The organism is Microcystis sp. M079S1 (assembly GCF_020246425.1).
Classification (GTDB): domain Bacteria; phylum Cyanobacteriota; class Cyanobacteriia; order Cyanobacteriales; family Microcystaceae; genus Microcystis; species Microcystis aeruginosa.
Genome location: NZ_JADBSZ010000255.1, coordinates 1 through 21,311, shown reverse-complemented (window position 1 = coordinate 21,311; position 21,311 = coordinate 1). Strand labels below are relative to the sequence as shown.

The following is a 21,311-nucleotide window of genomic DNA, read 5'->3' as shown; positions in this document are numbered from 1 at the left end:
CGATGGCAGCAGAGAGCGACAGGGTTGGGTAATTTGGGAAGAAGAGGGACGTTATCCCGACGTTATCGTAGAATTAACCTCTCCTAGTACCGCCAGAACCGATAAAGTGCGAAAAAAGGCAATTTATGAGCGAACCTTCCGCACGCCAGATTATTTCATCTACGATCCTTTTGATGCCAATTCTTTACAAGGATGGCATTTAGGGGCTGACCAACGCTACCATTCTTTAGAACGAAACGAGCGCGGCTGGTTATGGTGTGAAACCTTGGGCTATTGGTTGGGAACTTGGGAAGGCACTATTGACCGAGAAACGGCAATTTGGGCCAGATTTTATGACCCAGAAGGCAATTTAATCCCCTTGCCAGAAGAAGCAGCACAGGATCAAGCGGCTGCAGCACAGGAGCAAGCGGCTGCGGCACAGGAGCAAGCGGCTGCGGCACAGGAGCAAGCGGCTGCGGCACAGGAGCAAGCGGCTGCGGCACAGGAGCAAGCGGCTGCGGCACAGGAGCAATTAAATGCTACTCAGCAAGCTCTGGAAGCGGAAAGACAGCGTTCTCAACAGCTGGCGGCTCGTTTGCAGGAAATGGGGATAGATTTATAGTGTCTCTGGCATAAGTCAGGAAATTTTCGGTAAATTTAGGGAAAAGGGGGTCATATTAAAGGGAAAATTATCCCTTTCCCCCTTGGCCGACTTCTGCGAGAAATTATGGTACATTTGTATGAGATGATCAGGGTGGGGAGATGGGGAAATGACCTGATGAGGAGCTTTTTGCCTGACTGACGGACATAAGTAGTCGTGCAAAATTAATTTCCTAGTGAAGATAGGCAAGAGGCAAGAGGCAAGAGGCAAGAGGTGGTTAGATATGTGTAATTAATTTTGCTTAGGTACTTATTTTCAACACAATAAGTGGTCGTGCCAAATTAATTTCCTAAACCTTGACGAGGAATTCTGTAAACTTCGATCAAAAGCCGTGTAAATTCTGTATTTTCTCTGGAAGTCTTAGATATAGCTTTTAAAATTGTGATCGTAGCGGCAAGCTAATCCAGATCAATTAAACTTCTTCCTCACTCCCGACTTTGTTAGTATCATGAAACCTAACTCTGGCCGTAAACGGTTATTATCCCTGATATCTGCCGTTTCTTGTAGTTCCCTCTTGATTTTATCCCCTCTAGCCCAGAGAGCGCAAGCAGACGATATTACGGATGCCTTAGAAGCGGTAATTGAATATACGGCTCAATTACACCAGATCAATTTTAAGTATTTGTTAAGCGATGGCCCGATCACCACTCCCTGCGGGGTAATTTCCCTAGCGGCTTTCTGCACTGTAGATAATACAGTCTATGTCAATCTCAAGCAAGTTACTGGTATTAGCGATAATCCCCTATTTCCCCTTTACGCCGTCGCTCACGAGGCCGCTCACGCTGTTCAGTGGAATCGGGGTATCGGTGGCATCGATGAAGGCGGAATGAGCATCGGCATTGAATTACAGGCCGATTGTTTAGCGGGAGATACCCTTTCCTGGTTATTTACCGAAGCGAGAGGTTTATCCAAACAGGATTATATAATAGCGGGAAAACTTCTAGCGGAAGCCGCTTCGGAAGTGGGCGATTTTGAGGCCCCCAATCGCTCCCACGGTACACCACAACAGCGAGGTGATTCGGTCTTGCAAGGATTCTACGGGGAAAATCATGAAGCCTGTATGCGTTAACTAACACTCAAGGCTATATTTCCCCTAGAATGCCTAAAAAAGCTTAAAAAACTACTGTAACCCTAACCAAGATAACAGACCTTGGCCAGTTAGATACTCGATCAACAGGGTGATCACAAAACCAATCATAGCGGCTCTACCGTTGAGGCGCTCGGCATAGTCATTAAAGCCAAATTTGGGATCTTCTAATTTGGGGGTTTGAGTCGGTTGTGGTTCAGTCATGATCTTTACAGGCTGTTTACATTTCTTTACTATTCTAGCGGAGTTAGAACTTAGGGTGTAACTAATTTCTAACTCCTCCCTATTTTCCCTAATCCCGACCGTTAAGAGCGATTAAAAGGCGCAGAATAAAGATAAATAGGTTGATATAGGTCAAATACATCGATAAAGCAGCGCTGAGATACTGCTCATCTCTGTAGGTACGGGGCAAGATGTAAAAGTCCACCACTGCCGAGCCGGCAAACAAGAAAACCCCGATGCCAGAAATGGCGATTTCTAACCAGGTGGGAGTAGCGCCACCAAAGATAGAGAAAATTAGCTGACCAATGAGAACAATAAAGAGAGCGAGAATACCGATGCTAACGGTTTGAGTCAGGGCTAAACCATCTTTTTCCGACAGATTCGAGCCGATATTCCGTCCCAACACAAAAGCAATGCCGCAACCGAGGGCAGCAATTGCTACTCCTCGCAAACCCACACCGGAAGTACCTAAGGCCACATAGACGATTCCACTGAGAGTATAGCCAGAAAGAAGACTATAGAGAGTCAGTAGGGGCAGAGCAGTGCCTGTATTGCCTCTTTCGGCAGTATTACGGGCGACAAAAAATAAAATAATCTCGGCAATCAGGGCGACAAAGAAAGTCGGGAAGAAAATCTGGGGATAGGATTGGATCACACCTAAACCGCCATAGGTTCCCACCGCAGTCAAAATTAGACCGCCACCGAGATAGGGCAGGGCCTTGGGGATAACATTAGGGCCGATAAGAGCTTGGCTTTTAGCCTCGCGTAAAGCTTGACGAAAGTTACTGGTATTACTCATGGTTACTAGGATTCGAGATACTTGTCTCAATCAATCTTGTTAAACAGAAACTATTCTTGATTAGTTAGTCAAGAATGCCGAATAGTTGGCCGAGAAGAAAGAAAGTTTTCCCCTCAAGCACAATTACCTCTTGATTGTAACTAAAAGACTGGTGATCGAGCTAGAAGCCACAGTTTTCTCCCCTCTTGACCGTTTAAGTTACCGTAAACAGAAGCCCGATTCAAGGCGATAATGTCCCGTAAACTGGATATTTCCTGTTTTTATTAATTATACTAAATCCGGTTATTAAAGACTGATTATTTATCCCCCCTTTTGCCTTTTGCATGAGTGCCTTTTGCCTGTCTTCATAAGTAGCCTATACTCAACGGATTTAGTATTACAATCTTCAGAGTATCCCCTGACCTAAAGCCAAACCTGTCACCAACATTCCTAAGACTAGAAAAGGCTGGGCGCTGGCTTGATATTTGACATCATTTTTGAGCGGATCCCGCAGAAAATACATATCTTGGAAAGTGATCTGAGGGATAATTAATAACAGTAAAATAGCGGCATAAAGATTCTGATGAATACTAATCAGATAACCCGCAATTCCTGCTTGAAAAACATCGATCATAATCACGCAAATCCAAGCCGAGGTAGTAATTCCAAACATAACTGGCAAGGATTTTAAGCCTAATTTTTCGTCACCTTCCACACTTTTAAAGTCGTTAACTACAGCAATGCCTAACCCCGCTAGACTATAGATAAGGGTTAAGATCATAATTGTCCAATTTAACTGACCAAAAAGGGCGTGACCAGCCCACCAAGGTAATGCTATATAACTAGCACCGAGGGCATAATTTCCCAGCCAACCATTTTGTTTTAATTTTAAAGGTGGCGCTGAATAAATATAGGCGATAAAAGAACCAAATAGGGTTAAACAGAGCATGATCGGGAAATCATGACCAGCCCAGCGATCGAGAAGATAAGCTATTCCTAAACCACCCGCTAATAAAACCAAAATCTGGCCGACTACTTGCGGAATAGAAATTGCCCCCGAAGGAATTGGACGATAGGGTTCATTAATTGCATCGATTTCTCGATCGTAAAAATCATTTAAAGTTTGGGTATAACCAGTCATCAATGGACCGGAAAGTAACATACAGGTGGCCGCTTTTAAGACATCTTCTAAAGACCAAGTATAATTCCCCGATGAAGCAGCCCCACAGACAACCCCCCAAATCAGGGGAATCCAAGTGATCGGCTTCATCAATTGTAAGCGGATTTTCCAGAGGGAGGTTTCTGCCGATGAGGCCCCTTTCATGCCCAATAATTGGCGAGTTTTGGCCGCTCGATCGTCCTTGTTTTCTATCTCGGTGTTCGACATAATCCCTTAAAAAGAAATAATTAAGTAACCGTCTTGGAATTTTGCCCCTTTTACCGCTCGTCCGGTTAGAGGCGGTGGTACATCAATATTACGCCGTTGCTCCCCCGCTTCGATGGTTAATTCTAGACCCGATTGCGTCAGTTTTACCTGTTTTTTCTCGAATCCGGGTAAATAAACCTTGACCTGACCGGCTGCCGGATCGATTATTAACGGTTTGGGCGGCTGCACCGTGAGAAAATTGGGTAACTCGGCGATTAACTCCTGCCAATCTTCTCCTTGACGGTCGGGTAAAATCGCCGCCGGCAGCGGGGCAAAATCCTCCGTAGCACTCTGGCAGCGATTAAAAATCACTCCCCCCACATTTAAACCGATTTGCTGCGCCCCACCCCAAAGATATTTAGCGTCTGCGATCGCAAGTGGATCATCATTGGTGACTAGATAGGCTAAAACTCGCCGAGGATCGGCTAAAGCGGAACGTCCCTCGTCTAAAATGTTATTATCGGCCTTCTTCCCTAAACCGTCGGGATTAAAGGAGAAATTCAGCACGGCAGCGGCGATCGGTTGGAAAAAGGGAGAAAGGGTGCGTCCAATCTCGGAATCACTAAAAACCTGCCGAAAACGCCGTAAATACCAGCCACCCACCTCTGGAATCCCCAACATTCTCAGACTATTGATATCTCCGCTGCCGTCGTAGATGATGACATCGTAATTTCCGCTTTTATCCTGTTCCCGCAGGAAATTTAAAGCTAGAGCTTGATCCATTCCGGGTAAAATGCCCAACTCTTGACCATAAACATTTTTCAAGGTGGGAGAACGCAAATACTGCTTTTCCAGTTCCTTGACTTCTTCCCAACTTTTTTCTAGTAACTGGGTACTACTAAGCTGCACAACCGAGAGATTAGGGGCAATTTCGGTAATGGAGGAGCTAGGGGAGGCCTTGAGGAGTAATCCCCAAGCGGGACCAGAATCTTGCCCGATCAAGAGAACTTTTGACCCCAGACCAGCCATTTTTCTTGCCGAAGCGATCGCTATTGTACTGCGACCGCTGCCCCCCTTGCCCAAAAAGGTCAAAATTAAGGACATAATTAATTCCTAAGCATTGTATTTAGATGAGTTTGAGTTCATCCTCAAAAAACCAAGTAGCGGTCTTATCATCGAACTGGACAACAGCACCAACACCGCTGCCATCGGTCATCTTAAAATTTTTGATGACACCCACTTTACCCAATTTACCCGCTACATCCGAGTTAACGCGGTCTCTTAAGCGACAGACCTTGACTTTTTGCCCGATTTCCATTACTTCCACAGTTTTAATAAGACGATAATTCAATAAACCAATCCTAAGTTTAATATAAATTCGTGTCAGATAAACCCCCCAATGCTCTTCAGTTATCGGTCTTTCTCAGATCATCTGCACTTAGCGATCATATATACTAAGTAGTTGGACAAAATCAACTTCTTGGTTAGGATGGGCAAGAGGCAATAGGCAATAGGCAATAGGCAATAGGCAAGAGGTACGCCGCCCCGATGTCGGGGGGATTGGGGGGGTAAGAGGCAAGAGGTAGTTAGATATGTGCAATTAATTGTGTCTAGCTACTCAAAAAAAAGGGTTTTATTTGGTTTCTGGGGCAGGATTTTGCAGATTTTCTAGTTGTTCTCTTTGCTTGCGTTTAAACTCCTCGGCCGCTTCGTTGATATTATTGCGAGTATCTTCCTGAAATTCCGATCCGTCCCGGCTACGACGAAAATTACTATTATGAATCAAGTCTAAAGGATTAAAACCACCGAGACTATCCCTGCCATCGGAACTACGTTCATTTTTTTGATAATCTGGCTGACTGGGGTTCAAGCTTTGAGCTAACACTTGCGGATTAAAATCAGCCCCGACCAATAAAATAGTAGCTAGGAATAAAGACGATTTGATTAACATTTTTTGAGTATTCATAATCTGACTCCTCAGAAAATTAAGTGGGTAGGTGTTAAAAGTTGTCAGCCCCCCCTTATCAAGGGGGGACTAAGGGGGGATCGGCACCCCCCTTATCAAGGGGGGACTAAGGGGGGATCAGAGGCAAAATCTATCTTCAATTTAATTATAACTACTTACTTATCTAGTTTTTGGTGGTGAGAAAGTTGCCGGCTTTTCAGTGAACAGTAAACTGATAACTGGTAACTGGTAACTGGCAACTGATAACTGATTTAAGCAAAACGACGACGAAGTAAGGGCTGAATTGCTAAAAGTATTAGCAGATCAAAAGCTAAGAGTAGGCCTAAAACTGTCAAGAAATTGAGGTCAAGCCAAGGGGTTTGTAAGACTATGCTATCAAAAGACCAGTGCTGATTGAAATAAATATAACGGATCGGTTCGATCGCATAGGTAAGAGGGTTGAGACTAGCGATTACTTGTAACCAATCTGCCATAAAGTTTAAGGGAGCGAGGGCGGTACTGGCAAATAAAAGCGGTAAGTTGGTGACGAAAATGACGGCGATTAATTCGATATGTCCGGGGAGAGCAAAGGTTAAACTGAGACTTAAGGCGGTCATACCCAAAACTATTAGGAAAACAATCAAAGCGATCGCACCTAATCCAGCTAAACTAGGCAATCCTGCCCCTAAAAAGGCACTAGCGGCCACGATCGAGGCGGTTTGGATGAAACTGAGGGCGATAATATAGATGGTAGAAGCGGCCACGATCGAGTAACGAGTGGTTAAAGGCGCTACCAAGAGACGGTTAAGAAAGCCAAATTCTCGATCGAACATTACCGGTAAACCGGCATTTAAGGCCCCAGAAAAAGCGGTAAAGACAATCACCCCGGGGGCGAGAAATTTAGCATAACTGAGATCGTTGCCGAATAGACCCTGGGGAGCCTTATAAAACAATGCCCCGAATAAAATCAGCCACATAAAGGGCTGAATTACCCCCGCGATTAGGGTTGAAGGACGACGTTGTAATTGGATGAACAGACGTTTAGTCATGGCCAGAGTTTCTTGCAGAAATTCCCCTAGCACATTTCCCCCATCGTCCACCGTTGCTGCTCTAGTGGGATTGGGGGCTAAACTAGCTTTTAAGGAAGAAGGTGTGATGGTTTGGCTCATGAAATATTTACCTCTAATGCAGTCTCAACGAGTAATTTGGATAGTCAACAGTTTATAAGTGATCAGATGGCTCTCTTGGGGTTCTGGTGATCGGCAAATCCTCTCGAAGAAAAGGCTGACACCCTACCACTTCTCCAATATACAAGGGGCGTAAGCCCTGGGGGAGAAGAATGTAAATATTTATTAAATTGTAGCTTTTGATACAATGTGGGGGGGGGAGTGTGTATTTTGTCTTTGAGCATTCGCTTGTCATTGTTTTGGGTTGCCCTATCGCTTAACCCAAATCTAAATGTCACGCACTCAAATCATTTACCATTAACCCTTTGTTATGAAATTACAACTCGGCATTGTCTGTGCCGGGGTTGCCCTGGCAACTCTGGGAACCAGTGCGGCACAAGCTGCTTTGGTGGTCGTACCCCCCGGCTTGAATCCGGGCGACCAGTATCGTTTGGTGTTTGTTACTGACGGCACACGGGATGCAACAAGCTCCGACATCGACGACTACAATAACTTTGTGACCAATGAGGTAACAGGAAGCCCTCTTGCTACGGCTTTAACAGCGGCAGGATTTACTCCGAGTGCGATCACTTGGAAGGCGATCGGTTCTACGGATTCAGTCGCTGCCCGTGATAATACAGGTACTAATCCATCGAGTACGGGTGTTCCGATCTATCTCATAGATGGCAACCGGGTTGCCAACAATAATGCCGATCTCTGGGATGGCAGCATATTAACCGGCATTGATCGCACTCCCCAAGAATCCGTAGGTTTCTTTTTCGTATGGTCTGGAACCTCGGATGATGGTACGGTCGGAGGGGCGCTCGGGTCTAATGGCGCTATCGTCGGTGTTGCGGGCGCTTTCCTGGGGTCAGGGTGGATCAGCGAATCCGGTAAGTCAGGTTCTGAAGAATATCGGTTCTATGGAATCTCAACCGTACTGACAGTTCCGACTCCAGCAGTCACTGTCCCCGAACCCTCTAGCCTTCTTGGTTTTATCACCCTGGGCGGTTTAATGTTAGGGGGTGCTGTCCGCAAAGCGAGAAAATAATGTCCCAGGGAGAGGAGACGCGGGTTTCCTCTCTCTTTTTTTGGGGTAGTTTGTTTAATTCCTGGTTCCAAGGCAGAGCCTTGGAACCAAACATTTAGGCTCTGCCTAAATTTAAAAGTCAATCTGAGGAATAGTTTCAGGCTCTATCCCTAATTCCCGCAATCGTGCCGCTAGTTGTTCTGCTCGTTGTTTAGCCGCAGAAGCCTCTTGTTTAGCCGCAATTAACTCCTCATCGGCAAGGGGAATCAACTCTCCCTCCAGCGTCAACCAGCGCAACCATAGCCGCTCAATTCCCCGATAGGAACCTTGCCACAAACCCAAGCTCAATTCCAGTTGAGGAATCGGTAAGCGTCCCTCCACTAAAGTCACGGGTTGGTAATGACCATCTACCAGTTCAAACGCTTGAAGTTGGTTAGTATAGCGGCTAAAAACTACATAGTAGGGAACCTGCAAAATCTGTTCATAAACTGTCCACTTAGTTGGCGGTTCTTCTGGTTGGCGTAGTTCTTCTCCTAAATCTTGATTTTCCGTACCTGGAGACAATAATTCCACCACAATCGCAGGGGAAACCCCTTCCTGCCAAATCACATAACTTAAGCGCAGGTCATGGCCATCGTAGAGGCGAGAAACACCGACCACCCCAAACCAATCAGGACGCTTGTACCATTGAGGGTGTCTGACATCGTAGTAAAGGTTAAGGTCAGCGGCGCTAAAAACTAGCTCTGGTTCCCAGTTGGGAGGCTGAAAAGTCAGCAGTAATAACTGAGGTTGTAATAGGTGAAATTCGTCAGGCAAACCGGGTTCAAGTGGATTATCACTAGGTAAATCGTACATCGTCGGCAGGGATTGCCGGGGGGAAAGGGAAGGGTCAGATTGGGGAATGGTGAAGGTAGGTGTAGTCATTTCAGTTATCAGTTATCAGTTATCAGTTACCACTCAGACCTCTCAAACATTGTAACTGTGATTACTGTAGGTTGGGTTGAGGAACGAAACCCAACACCCAATCGCCAAATCTGTCTGAATCGGCGCTCGCTATTTTGACTCTCTCGTTACTCTTTGTTGGGTTTCCTTGCGTCAACCCAACCTACAATAAACTGCTAATTATAACAGAAAATTACGGTTTTATATTTCGCTGTTTTTGTGCGATTTCTAAAAGCACTTCATCAAGACTAGGCTCAAGGCTTTCTTTAATGTCATCAACCTCGTGTTTATGATGGGGGAAGGTGGCAATCTCAACATGATGGGGTGCATTATCATAACGGAAGATCATAATTTGAGCTTCGTTCATGTAATGATAGCGATATTTTATCTTTGGTATAGTGTCAGTATTTTTTACTTCAATAAAGTCTAAGCGATGATTATTTTCAAAAATAATTGAACCATTAATATAGCCTTGACTTGCGTTATAAATTTTCTTGGTCAGTGATAAATATCTCACATTAGGAAATTCTCGAATGGTTTGTTCGATTTGCAAGAAATAGGCTTCAATCATTTTAATTCCTGGAGATTAGCCTCGTTTTGAAGAAGCATTTCATATAGTCCAGACCAAACTATAAAATCCGATTCATCTCCTAAAATACCTTGAGAAAATTGCTGATAAAATTCTGGGGATGTCATTTGATATTGTTTTTCCAGAGCTGCTAAATCTAATTTTAGATTCAAATTGCTTTTTTGTAATTCGGCAATCTGATAATCAATAATGCTTTGGGCAAATTTTTCTTGATCTTTGATAGAGTTTAAAATCTTTTTAAGGCGTTTTTCTGTTTCAGGCTGAACAGATAGATGAAAATCTAACATAAACTGTCTCATTACCACAAATCAAGCGGGTTTTCATTCTAGCAAGCGTAAGCCCTGGGGGAAAGGAATGTAAATATTTATTAAATTGTAGCTTTTAATACAATGCGGGGGGGGGTAAGTGTGTATGTTGCCCTTTAAGCCCTATTCGTGTTTAATTCTAAAAATGAAAAATCCAATTTTAGCGGCGCTGAGTCAAAAATCCCTCTCAGTTGGTATTGTGGCATCAACCGTTTTCTTCGGCACTACTAGCCACGCCTTGGCCAGCGTTCTGATTGCCGGATCTCCCAGCACTGCGAGTTTTCTCAACGACGTTCAAGCAAAAATTGCTGGAACTGGCCTAATTTCTGGAAGCGTAGATATACTGAATGTCAGTTCTTCTACCCCGACTCTCGCGCAATTACAGACTTATGATGCCGTACTATTCTTTTCTGATTTCGGTTTTGCCGATCCAACCACTTTCGGTAACGTATTGGCAGATTACGTCGATGCGGGTGGTGGAGTAGTCCAAGCGACTTTTTCATTCTGGAGCGCTTTCATAGACATTGGTGGTCGGTGGAGGGCGCAAAACTACGATGTTTGGCAACCAGGAGGACAGAACCAACCCGGAAATCTAACATTAGGAACAATTTACGATCCATCGAACCCGATCCTCGCAGGCGTTACCAGCTTCAATGGCGGATCATGGAGTTTCTACAATACAGTGGGACCTCTCAACCCCGGTGCGGTGGCAGTGGCTGACTGGAGCAATGGGGCACCGCTAATCGCTGTCAATACCTCCACATTTGCGGGCAAAATAGCTGGGTTGAATTTTTATCCCCCATCAAGCGATGCTCTCTCCGGTCTCTGGGTCAGTAGTACCGATGGCGCACTGTTAATGGCCAATTCCCTGAACTTCGTCACCACACAAGTTTCTGTTCCTGAACCCAATTCTCTTTTTGGACTGTTTGCTATCGGGACTCTTGGCGCAGCTTCAACCCTCAAACGCAAACTAAAATCCTCCCAATCCACCGAAAAGAAACCCACAAAAGTCGGCTAAATTGGCCACAAAATATCACAAACACCCCTTCATTGAGTCAGTTGAGGGGGTTTTGTTTTTTTGGTTTTTCGATGGGTAGCATCTCAGTCGTGAATTATGCTAGGATTCGCCCTAGAATGATCAAAAATCATGACTACACAAGCAACAGTAATCCAAGGCACGGCCAGGGAAATTAGGGAAGCACTGGCGCTTATACCTTGGAGAAGTCAGAGCCTACATTTCATCGGGGTTAATTCCAAGCGCTCTGAGCCTTTCAGCCAACCGGATGGCTTTTTGTTCCGCCTCTTGTTTAGCCAGACGTTCTTGAGCAGCGATCGCTTCCGCCTCTTGTTTAGCCAGACGTTCTTGAGCAGCGATCGCCTCAGCCTGGTTCGCTCTTTCCTCAGCCGTTAGATAGCGATTTCCTGACTGGTCATACCAGTATAACCATTCCCGATACCAAGCAATATGTTCTCCTTTTTCATAACCTAGCGCCAAGCCAATTTCAGGCAACCAAACTCGATTATTCTCACTTTCTAGAAGTTCATATTTCCCTGAGATTAATTTATATACCTCTAATCTTTGTCGGTTTTTAAATCTTCCCCTTCTGCCACTCAAAGGATTGTATATTGCATAATACAGAATCCCCAGGGTTTGGTAATTTAAGAATTTTTCCTCATACTCACTATTATACTTCTCGGAAATTACCTCTAAAAACAAAATCGGCAAGATATACTTTTCTCCCCACAAAACATAGCTTAACCGACCTCTTTCTCCCGTATCATGGTTGACTCCAACCGCTAAGAAACCATCGGGGACAAAAGCTGATTCCTCTGGATTATAATAGACAGCCATATCTACCCCAAAATACCAATCATCTCGACTGGTCCAAATTAAGGCTAATAAACTTAGCAGCAGATTGGGAATATCATTCTGTAACTGATTATCCACTGGAGTTTCGTCGGAAGAGGGCAATTCTTCGGCGCTGGGAAGAGGGCGATTTTTGTTATAGGTGAGGTTAACCATAGCTCCCGCAAGCGTGGTGTTTGATTACTGCTCATTCTAACGGAAAATTACGGTTTTAGATTTCGTTGTTTTTCTGCGATCAAGTCTAAGCGATGATTGTTTTTCCTGGTTGCAAGGCTCTGCCTAATTGTCAACACATTATTCTTAAGATATTATCCAACAAGGTTTTTAGATTTATTCGGCCAGCCCTATTTAATGATCGCTGCCGTTTTCCTGTACCGATCCTAACTGTTGACGCACATCATCGATCGCTAGATTTAACTGGGCAATTTTATCTTCCAAACTGCGGCGGGCCATTTCCATGCCTTCCTCTGGAGTCAAGCGCCCATTGCGGCTCTCCTCCAAAAAAGACTGATTATCCCCATCTCCTAAACCGCGACGGCCGCGATTAGCCAACACTGTCCCCAAAACACCGCCCACTAAACCACCGACAATCGCACCGGCTAAAAAACCGCCCGTAAACCCATCTCGCTGACTCATAATCCCTTTTTCTCCTAATAGGTTCCAAAAGCTCGATCGCCGGCATCACCCAATCCCGGCACGATGTAACCGCGGCTATTTAATCCTTCATCGATAATAGCCGTATAGATGTTCAAGCTGGGATAATTTTGACTCAATTTCTGTAAAGCCGGCGGGGCAGCCACCACGGAAATCAGGCGAATCAGGGTAGGATCAACGCCTCTGCCGGTAATTTCTGCCATTGCCATTGAAATTGATCCCCCCGTGGCTAACATCGGTTCGAGAATTAAGACTCTCGTGGCCGGATCAAAACTGGCCGGTAATTTATTTAAATAACAACTCACCTCCAGGGTTTCCTCATTTCTGGCCAAACCGAGGTGATAGGTACTAGCTAGGGGTAAAAGGCTTTGGGCCCCTTCCAACAGGGCTAATCCTGCCCTTAAAATCGGAACTACGGCGATCGGTACGCTAGGATCGATAAAAGTAGCGGCACATTCCGCTAGAGGGGTTTTAACGCTAGTTTCCAGCGTCGGCAACCATTGCCGCGCCGCTTCGTAGGTTAACCAGCGCCCTAGTTCCGTCATCGCTGTTTTAAACAGTACCGAGGGGGTATTTTGATCGCGGGCGACCGCCAGCCAATGCTTAACCAGAGGATGTTCGGGAACGTAGACGCGCAGTTGTAATACCATGAAAACACTAGAACTCGATCGAGGGCTAAACTTTATCTTAAGCGAAAAAGCCTTCAGGAGTCAGTTATCAGTAATCAGTGATCAGTGATCAGTAATCAGCTTTTTTCTCCCTATCTCCCCATCCCCACACCCCACACCCCACTTCCCACACCCCTAAAACCCAACCCCCACAACTAGGTTAAAATAAAAGCAAGTCAGAAGCTTGCGAGCGGCTTCTGACTTGGGGAGTTTTAACGACGACGGGTTCTTTGTCGTCTCCGGGCTACTGCTTTACGCTTTCTCTTTTCTTGAGGGGTTTCAAAAAATTGATGCTTTTTGATATCCGCATAAATTCCCGCTTTCGCTACCTGTCGCTTAAAACGACGCAGGGCTGATTCGATCGCCTCGTTCTGACCAACTACCACTTGGGTCATTAACCTAATTCACCTCCTGTAATCGCTCTCTGCCTAAAAAATGCCAACTTCTCATTATAGCACAATCTAGGGTAAAAAGCGATCCAAGGCGGCCTTTAATTCTTCAATTTCTGTCTCGATACTACCTTCCTGGGCAGCCCGGGCAATACATTCGCTCAGATGTTCGTCGAGGATCATTCTGGCGACGCGATCAATCGCCCCGCGAATAGCGGCAATTTGCATCAAAACTTCGGGACAGGGACGATTTTCCGATACCATCGTCTTGATGCCGCGAATATGTCCTTCGATGCGCGAGAGACGGTTAATAATTTGCTTCAGGGAAGCTTCGCTATGGACGTGGGGAGTCCCTTTTGACTCGTGGTCATGTCCCGTCTCGTCGTGGTTGTGAAGGGGGTCGAAAGGGGTAATTTGATTAGTCAAGAGCTTACCGTCAATTCAGTTCTACTCTCTAGTGTGCCACAGTTGCGAACCGCTCAACTAAACTTACTCAAACTTACTTAAAAGCCTGAAAGCTTAGTCATTCGTAGTGGGTCAAGCACTACAGGATTAAACGGCAAACCCTTTATTCCCTGGTCAATGACATCAGGAATTACTTTTCTAATGATGTTAAATGACCCATTGACATCGGCATTTAACAACTGATTTGTTCCCATTTTATACAGTCCCCTAGCTAACCTTTTTCCCTTAAATAATGGTTTTTCTTCACCATATTTAGGTAACTCATCCCTATCTAAAGCACTGGATTGTGAGGTATAGGATTCTTCAGTTATTATGACTTTTATTCCTTTTAATTGAGCTTTGTAGGTTAACATTTCTATTAATCTATAATGGGGAATATTAACAAATTGTTGATTATTCCTTTTTCCTAGATTAAGACATTGTTTTATCCGCTCATTATGCCCAATTATTAATGTCCCTATTTGAGGTCGAATACACCAATCTATTACTCTTTTACTGGCTGTGTGTAGATAATTTTCTACTCGACAGTTTCGTTTATGGGTTAGGAATATCAATCTCTTAGATGAGGGTTGATTATTTCTGGTTTTCAGTTGAGATTGTAAGCGGGAACGTTGTTTGTTGTAGAAGGTGTTAATTGCTTTTAACGGTCTGCCATTTACCAAAAGAGGTGCTACACCTGTTTGATTTGTAGTTACAGCCATTAAGTTATTAACTCCTAAATCTATCCCAGCTATCTCTTGTTTATCTGTGGTTTCCGACCGTCTTTCATAGACTATTTCAATGACATAACAGCTACTTTTGGGGACAATTCTCACTTCAATTATTTCTCTTCGGGAAGTGGTCAATTTTACGTCGCTCATAGACAAGTGACAAATTCCTTCTTTTAAAGGTTTTTTATAAATTGATTCCTGAGAATATATTAGCAGGTTTCTTCCTTTGGTTTTGTCCTTATACTTAATAATTTTAGGTTTTCCTAAAAATTTTTCAGGGTGTTTTTTCCAAGCTCTAAAAGCGGCAAAATAACTAATCCAAGCCTGATCTAATCTTCTGATTATCTGCTTACTCACTTTCGTGGGTAAAGCTAAATAATCTGAGGTTTTAGATACCAGATGATAGAGTTGATTAAAACTCAGTTTTTGGGAGTTTTCAAAGAAATATTGGCGATAATGGTAGTTAGCTAGATTGAACAAATTTTTTGACAAGAAGGCATAATGGTCGATTTCTGACCATAAGGGATGGTTTTGACTGATAATATGACGTTCAACTAGCTTCATATCTTGATTATACCTGATAACGTTCTTAAAATCTATCGGTGGCCAAAGTTACTTATTTTAGCTATCTAGCTACAGAAATGAGTAGCTTTAAAAAGCTTTAGGTAGGTTTTTGGTTTCTGTGGTTAACCCCAGTCCCTAGAATGGTTTTGTCTGGTTTAAATTTCCGTTCAGGGGTCTTCGGTTTGAAAGTGGGAAGTGGGAAGTGGGAAGTAGGTTTTTTAAAGTTCGATTGGGAGTGAGAGATTAAAGCTGGTGATGGGATTTGAACCCGCGACCGGCTGATTACAAATCAGCTGCTCTACCACTGAGCTACACCAGCATTCTTGACCAACCAATTATAACACAAATAGGGCTTGCTGAAAAAGTTTTTCCCGCGGGCAGGGTGTGGGGTTTTAAGCTAAGACCGATTTTAACCGTCTGTCCCCCCCGAGCAGATTCATCCCGCTGCTTTCCCTCCCTAGTCCGCGACCGGAAGACTAGGGAGCGATACACAGAGGTTCAATGAGTCAAAAGGGATGACCAATAATCAGTTATCAATGACCATTGACCGTTTAATAAGAGCCAGATTAATCCCCCTATTCCCAAAAGAATAGTCAAAACATAAAACTGTGATTGACCAGAAACATTATACTTTAAGGCACTGCCGCTAAAAATCGTCGCTAAACTGACCAAATTAACCAGACCATCAATAATATAACGATCGAGCCAAGCGGTAATTTTTGACAGGCTTCCCACGGCTAAAACCACGGTAAACTGATAGATGCGATCAAGATAGAAGTCATAAGCGAACAAATCCTGCAAGAATCGCAGTATTAACCCGGTTGGTCTCGCCCAAGCTCGTCTTAACTCTACCATTGAGCCGATAACTAGGCCAATTACTCCAGAGGCCATCAGTAAGGGAAAACCCCAGACAATAGTAAAACTCTGGTTATTAACGAGAGGATTGGTGAAAGATAGCCAAAAATCCCAACGTAGGGGAATAATCGGGGCCAATAAAACGATTAAAATCAACGATACCATGGGCAAAGCCATCGGCCAAGCCACTTCCGGGGTGCGATGGGTCTTACTTTGGGTTTGTCCCAAAAAGACTAAACGAAATACCCGAGTAAGATTGACGATGCTAAGACAATTAACAAAGATTAAAACCGCTAATAACCACCAAGGAATCGCCCATTCACCACTTAACCACCGTTTTAATGTCCAAAACATCCCCAGGGGCATTAAAACCGTCATCCCTGCGGAACCTCCTAAAAAAGCCATGGTTGTAGCCGGCATTCTTGCCCAAATTCCCCCCATTTCCGTGATATTTTGGTTACTGGTGGTGAGAATTAAGGCTCCTGCGCTCATAAACAATAAGGCTTTTGCCACCGCATGGGAGAATAAAATTAGTAAAGCGATATCCACATGACCTAATCCCACCGCAATAAAGACCAAACCGAGATAGGCACTGGTGGAGTGGCATAAAACCCGTTTAATATCAATTTGCGATAAGGCCATCAGAGAAGTACCGATTGCCGTCATTGTCCCCAACACTATTAAAACATTGGCAGCGATCGGAGATAGGGTAAACACCGGCTGCAGCTTAATTAAAACATAGGCCCCCGCCGAAACCACGATCGAATTCCGCATGATTCCGGCTGGATTTGGTCCCTCCATCGCCTCATCTAGCCACAAATTCAGGGGAAATTGGGCGCATTTACCCGTTGGACCAGCAATAAGGGCTAATCCTAACAAAGTCGCCGTCAGAGGCGGTACAGGGTTATTTACTGCCCAATTTTCTAACTGAGAAAAACTCAATCCTTCTCCGTAACTGGACAGAGCCACCAAACCCATCAATAAAATAATATCGCCGACGCGCTTGGTTAAAAAGGCATCTCGGGCCGCGGTTACTACCAAAGGTTGGGCATACCAAAAACCGACGAGGAGATAGGTAGAGACTGTTAACATCTCTAGGAAAGCGTAACTGAATAGTAGGGAGTCACTCAGGGCAATTCCCCCCAAAGCTGCCTCAAAAAAGCCCATTAAGCCATAAAATCTCGCCAAAGACCAATCCTTTTCCATGTAGCCAAGGGCATAGATTTGGGCCAAGAGACTGACGAGGGTAATCACTTCCAGCGTCCCCAAACTGACGGGAGAAAGTTCGATCGAAAGGGATAAACTAAGATCGGCCACTTTTACCCATTCAAAAGTCAGTTTAATCGTCTCTCGATGCCAAATTTGATTAAAAGCGATCGTTCCGTGTATTAACCCTAATACGGTCATCAATAGGTTAATATAAGCGGCCGGCCGCGGACCGGTGCGACTAATAATGCCTAAAGACCAAGGCAAGGTTAAAATCGAACCAATTAAGCCATAAATGGGAATTAACCAGCAAGTGTAAAGGAATAAATCTTTCATTCAGGGGGTTATCAGTTATCAGTTATCAGTTATCAGTTATCAGTGATCAGGTTTAAGTTTTAAGTTATCAGGTTTAAGTTTTCAATTTTCAACAAATTTAGGCTCTTTCACTGGTTACTGGTTACTGATTACTGATCACTGATCAACGGCCATAAAAAACTAACACTCGATCGAGAAGGGAGCGAGTTTAGTCAATTTAGTTATTTTACAGTTAATCCCGGGATCAGGCTAAATGCGCTGTAATAAAGATTTACCGTGGGAATCGGTGCTACAGGTGGCGAATAATTGATATTGACGACTAAGAGCGAGTGCTTGTTCGGTTTCCCGTTGACTCGGTAGCCAGGGTTTGGGATTGCCGTAGGCATAAAAGGCCTCAATACCATCAATACCCAATTCTACCGCCGCCGCTACTAAATCGGCTGCGGGGCGATGGTAACGAAAGGGATGGGCGAGAACCACTAGGGCCCCCGCTTGCTGTAAACTGTTAATGACTCTAGAGGCCAAAGCTAGATCTCCTTCCGGTTTGGCTCTTTGCAGATAGGGAGTCAAAACGGTATGAGTAGGATCGAAACCATAGCCAAGAATATGCACTTCTGTCTCTAAGAGATTCGCCGTAATTTCTACCCCTGTCCAGAGATGGGGTAGAGAACCCTTTAAATGCTCATTTTCTAGCCAAATTTGGGCTTGTCGATAACCTTCGATCGAGTGATGATCAGTAATTGCTAATCCTTTTAGTCCGATATCTAACGCTTGTCTCATCAAGTCTTGGGGACTCATTTGACCATCGGAACAATGGGTGTGGAGATGGAAATTGTAATGGTAGGGACAACTATCATAGCCGACATTTGCCCACACCGCTTTCAGGGCGAGGGTATCTTGAGCTAGGGGTGGAATTGTAGCAGAAACGACCATGCAGTATTGAGGAAATTTCCCAAAGATTACAAATTGTTAACAATCAGCATAGCAAATACCAAAAAAAATTGGGTAGCTGCTGTTACCACTAATACTAAATCCTCTTTCAAAGGTGTGGGGAAGTGGGGAAGTAGGGAAGTGGGGAAATGGGGAAATGGGGGAATGGGGAATTTCAACTAAAACCCTAACACCCTAACACCCTAACACCCCACACCCCACACCCTGCCCCCACCGAAAAACTTTTTGCCGCAAACCCTAACTAGAAAAACTTTTAGTCTTGACATAATATTAGGTCGAGGTGTAATCATCTGCGTTTTAGCTTACCTGTGACCATAAATACTTCCTTGACCGCTTCAAATCACACAAGTCTTTAGTAGTTGGGTAGGGTGCGTTAGGCAATCCCTTGTTTTTAGGGCAAAAATCAAGCTCTGAATATTGCCGTAACGCACCACAAAGAAAGGTTTTTGGTGAGTTACGCTAACGCACCCTACTGGGGAGCATCTCACTTTCTTTTCATTTCATTCACTTGACATTTCATCTGTCCAAGGTTATAACTATACTAGAGTGCGTAGTCTACGTACTTTGCCCTAATAAAAAGTAACAAACCACTTAAAATGATCACAAACATCTCTAGACGAGTAACTACCGGCACTCTTGCCATCGCTGGCAGCGTTGCCGCTTTCGGCTTTGCCAATACTGCCCCCGTCCAGGCGCAGGCGGCGGATTGTCCTCTACCATTGGGACAACTGTTTTCTGGTTTCAAGTCTGCTCCTTGCAAAGTGGGAGACAAGCTTTTCACATTCCTCGGCTCCAGTCCAACGTCTGGTCCTATAGATAACGGGGTTCTTCTCATAGATCAAATCTTGTCACCGACTATAGACAGACACACCTTCAACTACAGACCAACTCCCGCTCTGACCCAAGCCGGAGGTACTTTCGTCATAGATTACACGGTCGAGATTCTTGATCCGGCGAAGATGTTCAAAGATTTCAGTATTGGTTATGATGCAACTGGCGCAGGTAACTCGGGTATCTTTACGGAGAAGATGGTTTGGTCAGATAGTATCAATGGGTCGGCGTTAATCGGAACTTCGACGGCTACGACCGCGTCGGGTGCTTCTGGTGCCATGGTTCCAGTTCCGTCCGGTATCACGAAACTCTTCGTCAGAGACACTTACCAGGTCAATTCTCCCACCGGTTCCCTTAACAGTGTCACCAACGACTTCACACAAATGCCAAAAGTTAAAGTTCCCGAACCCTCTGCTATCCTCGGTATCTTAGCCGTTGCTGGTATTGGTGCTTTCGCTCGTCGCAAGAGCTAGTCACTGTCATTGAATCAAAGGCAAGCGTTAAGGTTAAGCTTAACGCCTTTTTTTGTGTCTAGAGAAGGGGATGGGGGAGTGGGGGGTTCGAGCATTTGTATTAAAATATCCAATACGCAATTTAAATGCAGTATACTGTTCACTGAACAATCCCACTGGTCACTGATAATTGATCACTGATCACTGATCAGCCATTCCGAGGCCCTTTCACCTAGATCTAGGGCCAGACTAACCGCTTTACCGAGACGGGGACGCTCGCGGGTTTCGCGGATAAAAGCTTGAAATTGACTAAAACCACCCCATTCGTGGAGATAATTAGCGATCGCATTGAGATGTTCCAGATATTCAGACTCGGAGAGGGGAAAAGAAGCTTGTTCGAGATATTTCCACATTACCTGAACATGAACCTTATCTTTGATGCGTCGCAGCTGGATATCGTAGGAACGACCCCATTTTTCTAGTAATAATTGCTGTAAGTCCACACCCGTCATGGTTGCTATCGCTTCTCAGATGTCAGTCAGTCCCCTGATTCTATCATAAATGTCAGGGGAAGACCCTCTATCCATTAGTCAGATCTTTCTTAACAAAAAGAGAAGAAACTTAAAAAAAAGGGAAACGATTGATAGGTATAGTTTTGAAAGAAGGAATTAAGGTGGAGGTGAGCAAAAAAAAATGGAGAAATGGGCAGCCCAAGAATTACAGTATGCAGACCTAGGGGACACGAGAAGAAAGAAAAGATTAACCAGCCAATTTAGTACAAGTGTGCCACAAGCCTCGGGAAATCTAGCCGCCGCCAGTGCCACCTACGACTTTTGGAATTCACCCTATTTTCACCCCTCAGATCTAATTGCCGTCCAAGCTAAAAGTACAGTAGAAAGAATCAAAGAACATCCAATATTTTTGGCAGTGCAAGACACAACAAGTTTAGACTTTACGACGCAAAAAGCCAAAAAGGGAATGGGTTATCTAGATTGTAAAACATCCTTTGGTTTCAAAGTTCATACCACATTAGGAGTCTCAGCGCCAGGAATACCTTTGGGACTAATTAATCAATATGTCTGGGCGAGAGAAGAAAAGAATTTAGGGATTGCCAAGCAAAGAAAAAAAAGAGAAACTCAAGAAAAAGAAAGTCAAAGATGGTTAGATTCTTTATCAGAAACACAACAACAAATACCCGAAGATATTCAAGTAGTAACAATCGGAGATTGTGAGGCAGACATATTTGATTTATTTGCCCAATCAAGAAGTCCTAACTCTCATTTATTAATTCGAGGAACTCATAACCGAAAAGTT

Annotated in this window: 25 protein-coding genes and 1 tRNA gene; 6 read left to right on the top strand and 20 right to left on the bottom strand. The window is 44.4% G+C overall.

Translation table 11 applies throughout. The features are described 5' to 3' along the window. Together IM456_RS16910 and IM456_RS16905 are read left to right on the top strand one after the other, a co-directional pair. The coding region (locus IM456_RS16910; RefSeq protein ID WP_287692922.1) for a Uma2 family endonuclease at window positions 1–601 on the top strand (601 nt) is incomplete at its 5' end. Window positions 602–1,088: 487 nt separating this feature from the next. Beyond that, window positions 1,089–1,709, top strand: a complete 621-nt coding sequence (locus IM456_RS16905) for a hypothetical protein (RefSeq protein ID WP_002796853.1) — start codon at window positions 1,089–1,091, stop codon at window positions 1,707–1,709. 51 nt (window positions 1,710–1,760) lie between these two features. Here the strand turns inward: IM456_RS16905 and IM456_RS16900 are convergent, their stop codons facing one another. The 7 genes from IM456_RS16900 to IM456_RS16870 form a co-directional block, all read right to left on the bottom strand. Further along, window positions 1,761–1,931, bottom strand: a complete 171-nt coding sequence (locus tag IM456_RS16900) for a CAB/ELIP/HLIP family chlorophyll-binding protein (protein ID WP_002742489.1) — start codon at window positions 1,929–1,931, stop codon at window positions 1,761–1,763. A gap of 88 nt (window positions 1,932–2,019) precedes the next feature. After that, on the bottom strand, window positions 2,020–2,748 hold the full coding sequence (locus IM456_RS16895; protein ID WP_043999493.1) for a Bax inhibitor-1/YccA family protein: 729 nt from the start codon (window positions 2,746–2,748) through the stop codon (window positions 2,020–2,022). Window positions 2,749–3,133: 385 nt separating this feature from the next. Then, window positions 3,134–4,114 (bottom strand): chlorophyll synthase ChlG, encoded by a 981-nt coding sequence (gene chlG, locus IM456_RS16890; protein WP_002796856.1) that lies wholly within the window; start codon window positions 4,112–4,114, stop codon window positions 3,134–3,136. A gap of 6 nt (window positions 4,115–4,120) precedes the next feature. After that, the gene (locus tag IM456_RS16885) at window positions 4,121–5,197 is read right to left on the bottom strand and encodes a Get3/ArsA fold putative tail anchor-mediating ATPase NosAFP (RefSeq protein ID WP_287692925.1); all 1,077 of its coding nucleotides are present in this window, start codon (window positions 5,195–5,197) and stop codon (window positions 4,121–4,123) included. A 22-nt stretch (window positions 5,198–5,219) separates the two neighbouring features. Beyond that, the gene (gene petP / locus IM456_RS16880; protein WP_002742483.1) at window positions 5,220–5,411 is read right to left on the bottom strand and encodes a cytochrome b6f subunit PetP; all 192 of its coding nucleotides are present in this window, start codon (window positions 5,409–5,411) and stop codon (window positions 5,220–5,222) included. A 315-nt stretch (window positions 5,412–5,726) separates the two neighbouring features. After that, window positions 5,727–6,059 carry a hypothetical protein gene (locus IM456_RS16875; protein ID WP_002796859.1) on the bottom strand — a complete coding sequence of 111 codons (333 nt, stop codon included), beginning with the start codon at window positions 6,057–6,059 and terminating at the stop codon, window positions 5,727–5,729. Between the two features lie 251 nt (window positions 6,060–6,310). Next, entirely contained in the window at window positions 6,311–7,207 is an 897-nt protein-coding gene (locus IM456_RS16870) for an ABC transporter permease (protein ID WP_002799574.1), read from the bottom strand. A 328-nt stretch (window positions 7,208–7,535) separates the two neighbouring features. On the opposite strand from IM456_RS16870, the gene IM456_RS16865 reads away from it, so the two are divergent. Further along, on the top strand, window positions 7,536–8,255 hold the full coding sequence (locus IM456_RS16865; protein WP_287692928.1) for a PEP-CTERM sorting domain-containing protein: 720 nt from the start codon (window positions 7,536–7,538) through the stop codon (window positions 8,253–8,255). Between the two features lie 111 nt (window positions 8,256–8,366). Here IM456_RS16865 and IM456_RS16860 read toward each other — a convergent pair whose 3' ends face one another. From IM456_RS16860 to IM456_RS16850, 3 genes are all read right to left on the bottom strand, one after another. Further along, window positions 8,367–9,158, bottom strand: a complete 792-nt coding sequence (locus tag IM456_RS16860) for a Uma2 family endonuclease (protein WP_287692930.1) — start codon at window positions 9,156–9,158, stop codon at window positions 8,367–8,369. Between the two features lie 211 nt (window positions 9,159–9,369). Then, window positions 9,370–9,747, bottom strand: a complete 378-nt coding sequence (locus IM456_RS16855; protein ID WP_061433159.1) for a toxin-antitoxin system TumE family protein — start codon at window positions 9,745–9,747, stop codon at window positions 9,370–9,372. Beyond that, window positions 9,744–10,052, bottom strand: coding sequence for a hypothetical protein (locus tag IM456_RS16850; protein WP_061433160.1), 309 nt, complete (start codon window positions 10,050–10,052; stop codon window positions 9,744–9,746). The genes IM456_RS16855 and IM456_RS16850 overlap by 4 nt, the downstream gene beginning before the upstream one ends. 163 nt (window positions 10,053–10,215) lie before the next feature. Here IM456_RS16850 and IM456_RS16845 point away from each other — a divergent pair, with 163 nt between their 5' ends. After that, on the top strand, window positions 10,216–11,088 hold the full coding sequence (locus IM456_RS16845) for a PEP-CTERM sorting domain-containing protein (protein WP_287692934.1): 873 nt from the start codon (window positions 10,216–10,218) through the stop codon (window positions 11,086–11,088). Between the two features lie 213 nt (window positions 11,089–11,301). On the opposite strand, the gene IM456_RS16840 is transcribed toward IM456_RS16845, so the two are convergent. From IM456_RS16840 to IM456_RS16800, 9 genes are all read right to left on the bottom strand, one after another. Further along, window positions 11,302–12,093: a Uma2 family endonuclease gene (locus tag IM456_RS16840; RefSeq protein ID WP_287692936.1), complete on the bottom strand. Its 792-nt coding sequence runs from the start codon at window positions 12,091–12,093 to the stop codon at window positions 11,302–11,304. Window positions 12,094–12,285: 192 nt separating this feature from the next. After that, window positions 12,286–12,573 carry a ssl2009 family thylakoid membrane protein gene (locus IM456_RS16835; protein ID WP_149988094.1) on the bottom strand — a complete coding sequence of 96 codons (288 nt, stop codon included), beginning with the start codon at window positions 12,571–12,573 and terminating at the stop codon, window positions 12,286–12,288. A gap of 14 nt (window positions 12,574–12,587) precedes the next feature. After that, window positions 12,588–13,241, bottom strand: coding sequence for a uracil phosphoribosyltransferase (gene upp / locus IM456_RS16830; RefSeq protein WP_149988095.1), 654 nt, complete (start codon window positions 13,239–13,241; stop codon window positions 12,588–12,590). Window positions 13,242–13,471: 230 nt separating this feature from the next. Beyond that, the gene (rpsU, locus tag IM456_RS16825; RefSeq protein WP_002738938.1) at window positions 13,472–13,654 is read right to left on the bottom strand and encodes a 30S ribosomal protein S21; all 183 of its coding nucleotides are present in this window, start codon (window positions 13,652–13,654) and stop codon (window positions 13,472–13,474) included. 66 nt (window positions 13,655–13,720) lie between these two features. Then, complete coding sequence (locus IM456_RS16820; protein WP_002781887.1) at window positions 13,721–14,074, bottom strand: metal-sensing transcriptional repressor; 354 nt, start codon at window positions 14,072–14,074, stop codon at window positions 13,721–13,723. Window positions 14,075–14,151: 77 nt separating this feature from the next. Further along, window positions 14,152–15,387: an RNA-guided endonuclease InsQ/TnpB family protein gene (locus IM456_RS16815; protein ID WP_287692941.1), complete on the bottom strand. Its 1,236-nt coding sequence runs from the start codon at window positions 15,385–15,387 to the stop codon at window positions 14,152–14,154. 247 nt (window positions 15,388–15,634) lie between these two features. Next, window positions 15,635–15,706 (bottom strand) — tRNA-Thr (locus tag IM456_RS16810). A 179-nt stretch (window positions 15,707–15,885) separates the two neighbouring features. Then, complete coding sequence (locus tag IM456_RS16805; RefSeq protein ID WP_287692943.1) at window positions 15,886–17,784, bottom strand: NAD(P)H-quinone oxidoreductase subunit F; 1,899 nt, start codon at window positions 17,782–17,784, stop codon at window positions 15,886–15,888. Window positions 17,785–18,012: 228 nt separating this feature from the next. Next, entirely contained in the window at window positions 18,013–18,696 is a 684-nt protein-coding gene (locus tag IM456_RS16800) for a PHP domain-containing protein (protein ID WP_004162466.1), read from the bottom strand. A 614-nt stretch (window positions 18,697–19,310) separates the two neighbouring features. Between IM456_RS16800 and IM456_RS16795 the strand changes: the two genes are divergently transcribed. Then, window positions 19,311–20,018, top strand: coding sequence for a PEP-CTERM sorting domain-containing protein (locus IM456_RS16795; protein ID WP_287705193.1), 708 nt, complete (start codon window positions 19,311–19,313; stop codon window positions 20,016–20,018). 173 nt (window positions 20,019–20,191) lie between these two features. Here IM456_RS16795 and IM456_RS16790 read toward each other — a convergent pair whose 3' ends face one another. Next, window positions 20,192–20,509 (bottom strand): DUF3067 family protein, encoded by a 318-nt coding sequence (locus IM456_RS16790; protein ID WP_002756874.1) that lies wholly within the window; start codon window positions 20,507–20,509, stop codon window positions 20,192–20,194. 181 nt (window positions 20,510–20,690) lie between these two features. Between IM456_RS16790 and IM456_RS16785 the strand changes: the two genes are divergently transcribed. Further along, window positions 20,691–21,311 (top strand): IS4 family transposase (locus IM456_RS16785; protein WP_287705192.1); only part of this gene is annotated, 621 nt, incomplete at its 3' end.

Excerpts from the sequence above, each read along its gene's own strand:
- IM456_RS16905 (WP_002796853.1), top strand. The coding sequence starts at position 1,089 with ATGAAACCTAACTCTGGCCGTAAACGGTTATTATCCCTGATATCTGCC.
- IM456_RS16900 (WP_002742489.1), bottom strand. The coding sequence starts at position 1,931 with ATGACTGAACCACAACCGACTCAAACCCCCAAATTAGAAGATCCCAAA.
- IM456_RS16895 (WP_043999493.1), bottom strand. The coding sequence starts at position 2,748 with ATGAGTAATACCAGTAACTTTCGTCAAGCTTTACGCGAGGCTAAAAGC.
- chlG (WP_002796856.1), bottom strand. The coding sequence starts at position 4,114 with ATGTCGAACACCGAGATAGAAAACAAGGACGATCGAGCGGCCAAAACT.
- IM456_RS16885 (WP_287692925.1), bottom strand. The coding sequence starts at position 5,197 with ATGTCCTTAATTTTGACCTTTTTGGGCAAGGGGGGCAGCGGTCGCAGT.
- petP (WP_002742483.1), bottom strand. The coding sequence starts at position 5,411 with ATGGAAATCGGGCAAAAAGTCAAGGTCTGTCGCTTAAGAGACCGCGTT.
- IM456_RS16875 (WP_002796859.1), bottom strand. The coding sequence starts at position 6,059 with ATGAATACTCAAAAAATGTTAATCAAATCGTCTTTATTCCTAGCTACT.
- IM456_RS16870 (WP_002799574.1), bottom strand. The coding sequence starts at position 7,207 with ATGAGCCAAACCATCACACCTTCTTCCTTAAAAGCTAGTTTAGCCCCC.
- IM456_RS16865 (WP_287692928.1), top strand. The coding sequence starts at position 7,536 with ATGAAATTACAACTCGGCATTGTCTGTGCCGGGGTTGCCCTGGCAACT.
- IM456_RS16860 (WP_287692930.1), bottom strand. The coding sequence starts at position 9,158 with ATGACTACACCTACCTTCACCATTCCCCAATCTGACCCTTCCCTTTCC.
- IM456_RS16855 (WP_061433159.1), bottom strand. The coding sequence starts at position 9,747 with ATGATTGAAGCCTATTTCTTGCAAATCGAACAAACCATTCGAGAATTT.
- IM456_RS16850 (WP_061433160.1), bottom strand. The coding sequence starts at position 10,052 with ATGTTAGATTTTCATCTATCTGTTCAGCCTGAAACAGAAAAACGCCTT.
- IM456_RS16845 (WP_287692934.1), top strand. The coding sequence starts at position 10,216 with ATGAAAAATCCAATTTTAGCGGCGCTGAGTCAAAAATCCCTCTCAGTT.
- IM456_RS16840 (WP_287692936.1), bottom strand. The coding sequence starts at position 12,093 with ATGGTTAACCTCACCTATAACAAAAATCGCCCTCTTCCCAGCGCCGAA.
- IM456_RS16835 (WP_149988094.1), bottom strand. The coding sequence starts at position 12,573 with ATGAGTCAGCGAGATGGGTTTACGGGCGGTTTTTTAGCCGGTGCGATT.
- upp (WP_149988095.1), bottom strand. The coding sequence starts at position 13,241 with ATGGTATTACAACTGCGCGTCTACGTTCCCGAACATCCTCTGGTTAAG.
- rpsU (WP_002738938.1), bottom strand. The coding sequence starts at position 13,654 with ATGACCCAAGTGGTAGTTGGTCAGAACGAGGCGATCGAATCAGCCCTG.
- IM456_RS16815 (WP_287692941.1), bottom strand. The coding sequence starts at position 15,387 with ATGAAGCTAGTTGAACGTCATATTATCAGTCAAAACCATCCCTTATGG.
- IM456_RS16805 (WP_287692943.1), bottom strand. The coding sequence starts at position 17,784 with ATGAAAGATTTATTCCTTTACACTTGCTGGTTAATTCCCATTTATGGC.
- IM456_RS16800 (WP_004162466.1), bottom strand. The coding sequence starts at position 18,696 with ATGGTCGTTTCTGCTACAATTCCACCCCTAGCTCAAGATACCCTCGCC.
- IM456_RS16795 (WP_287705193.1), top strand. The coding sequence starts at position 19,311 with ATGATCACAAACATCTCTAGACGAGTAACTACCGGCACTCTTGCCATC.
- IM456_RS16790 (WP_002756874.1), bottom strand. The coding sequence starts at position 20,509 with ATGACGGGTGTGGACTTACAGCAATTATTACTAGAAAAATGGGGTCGT.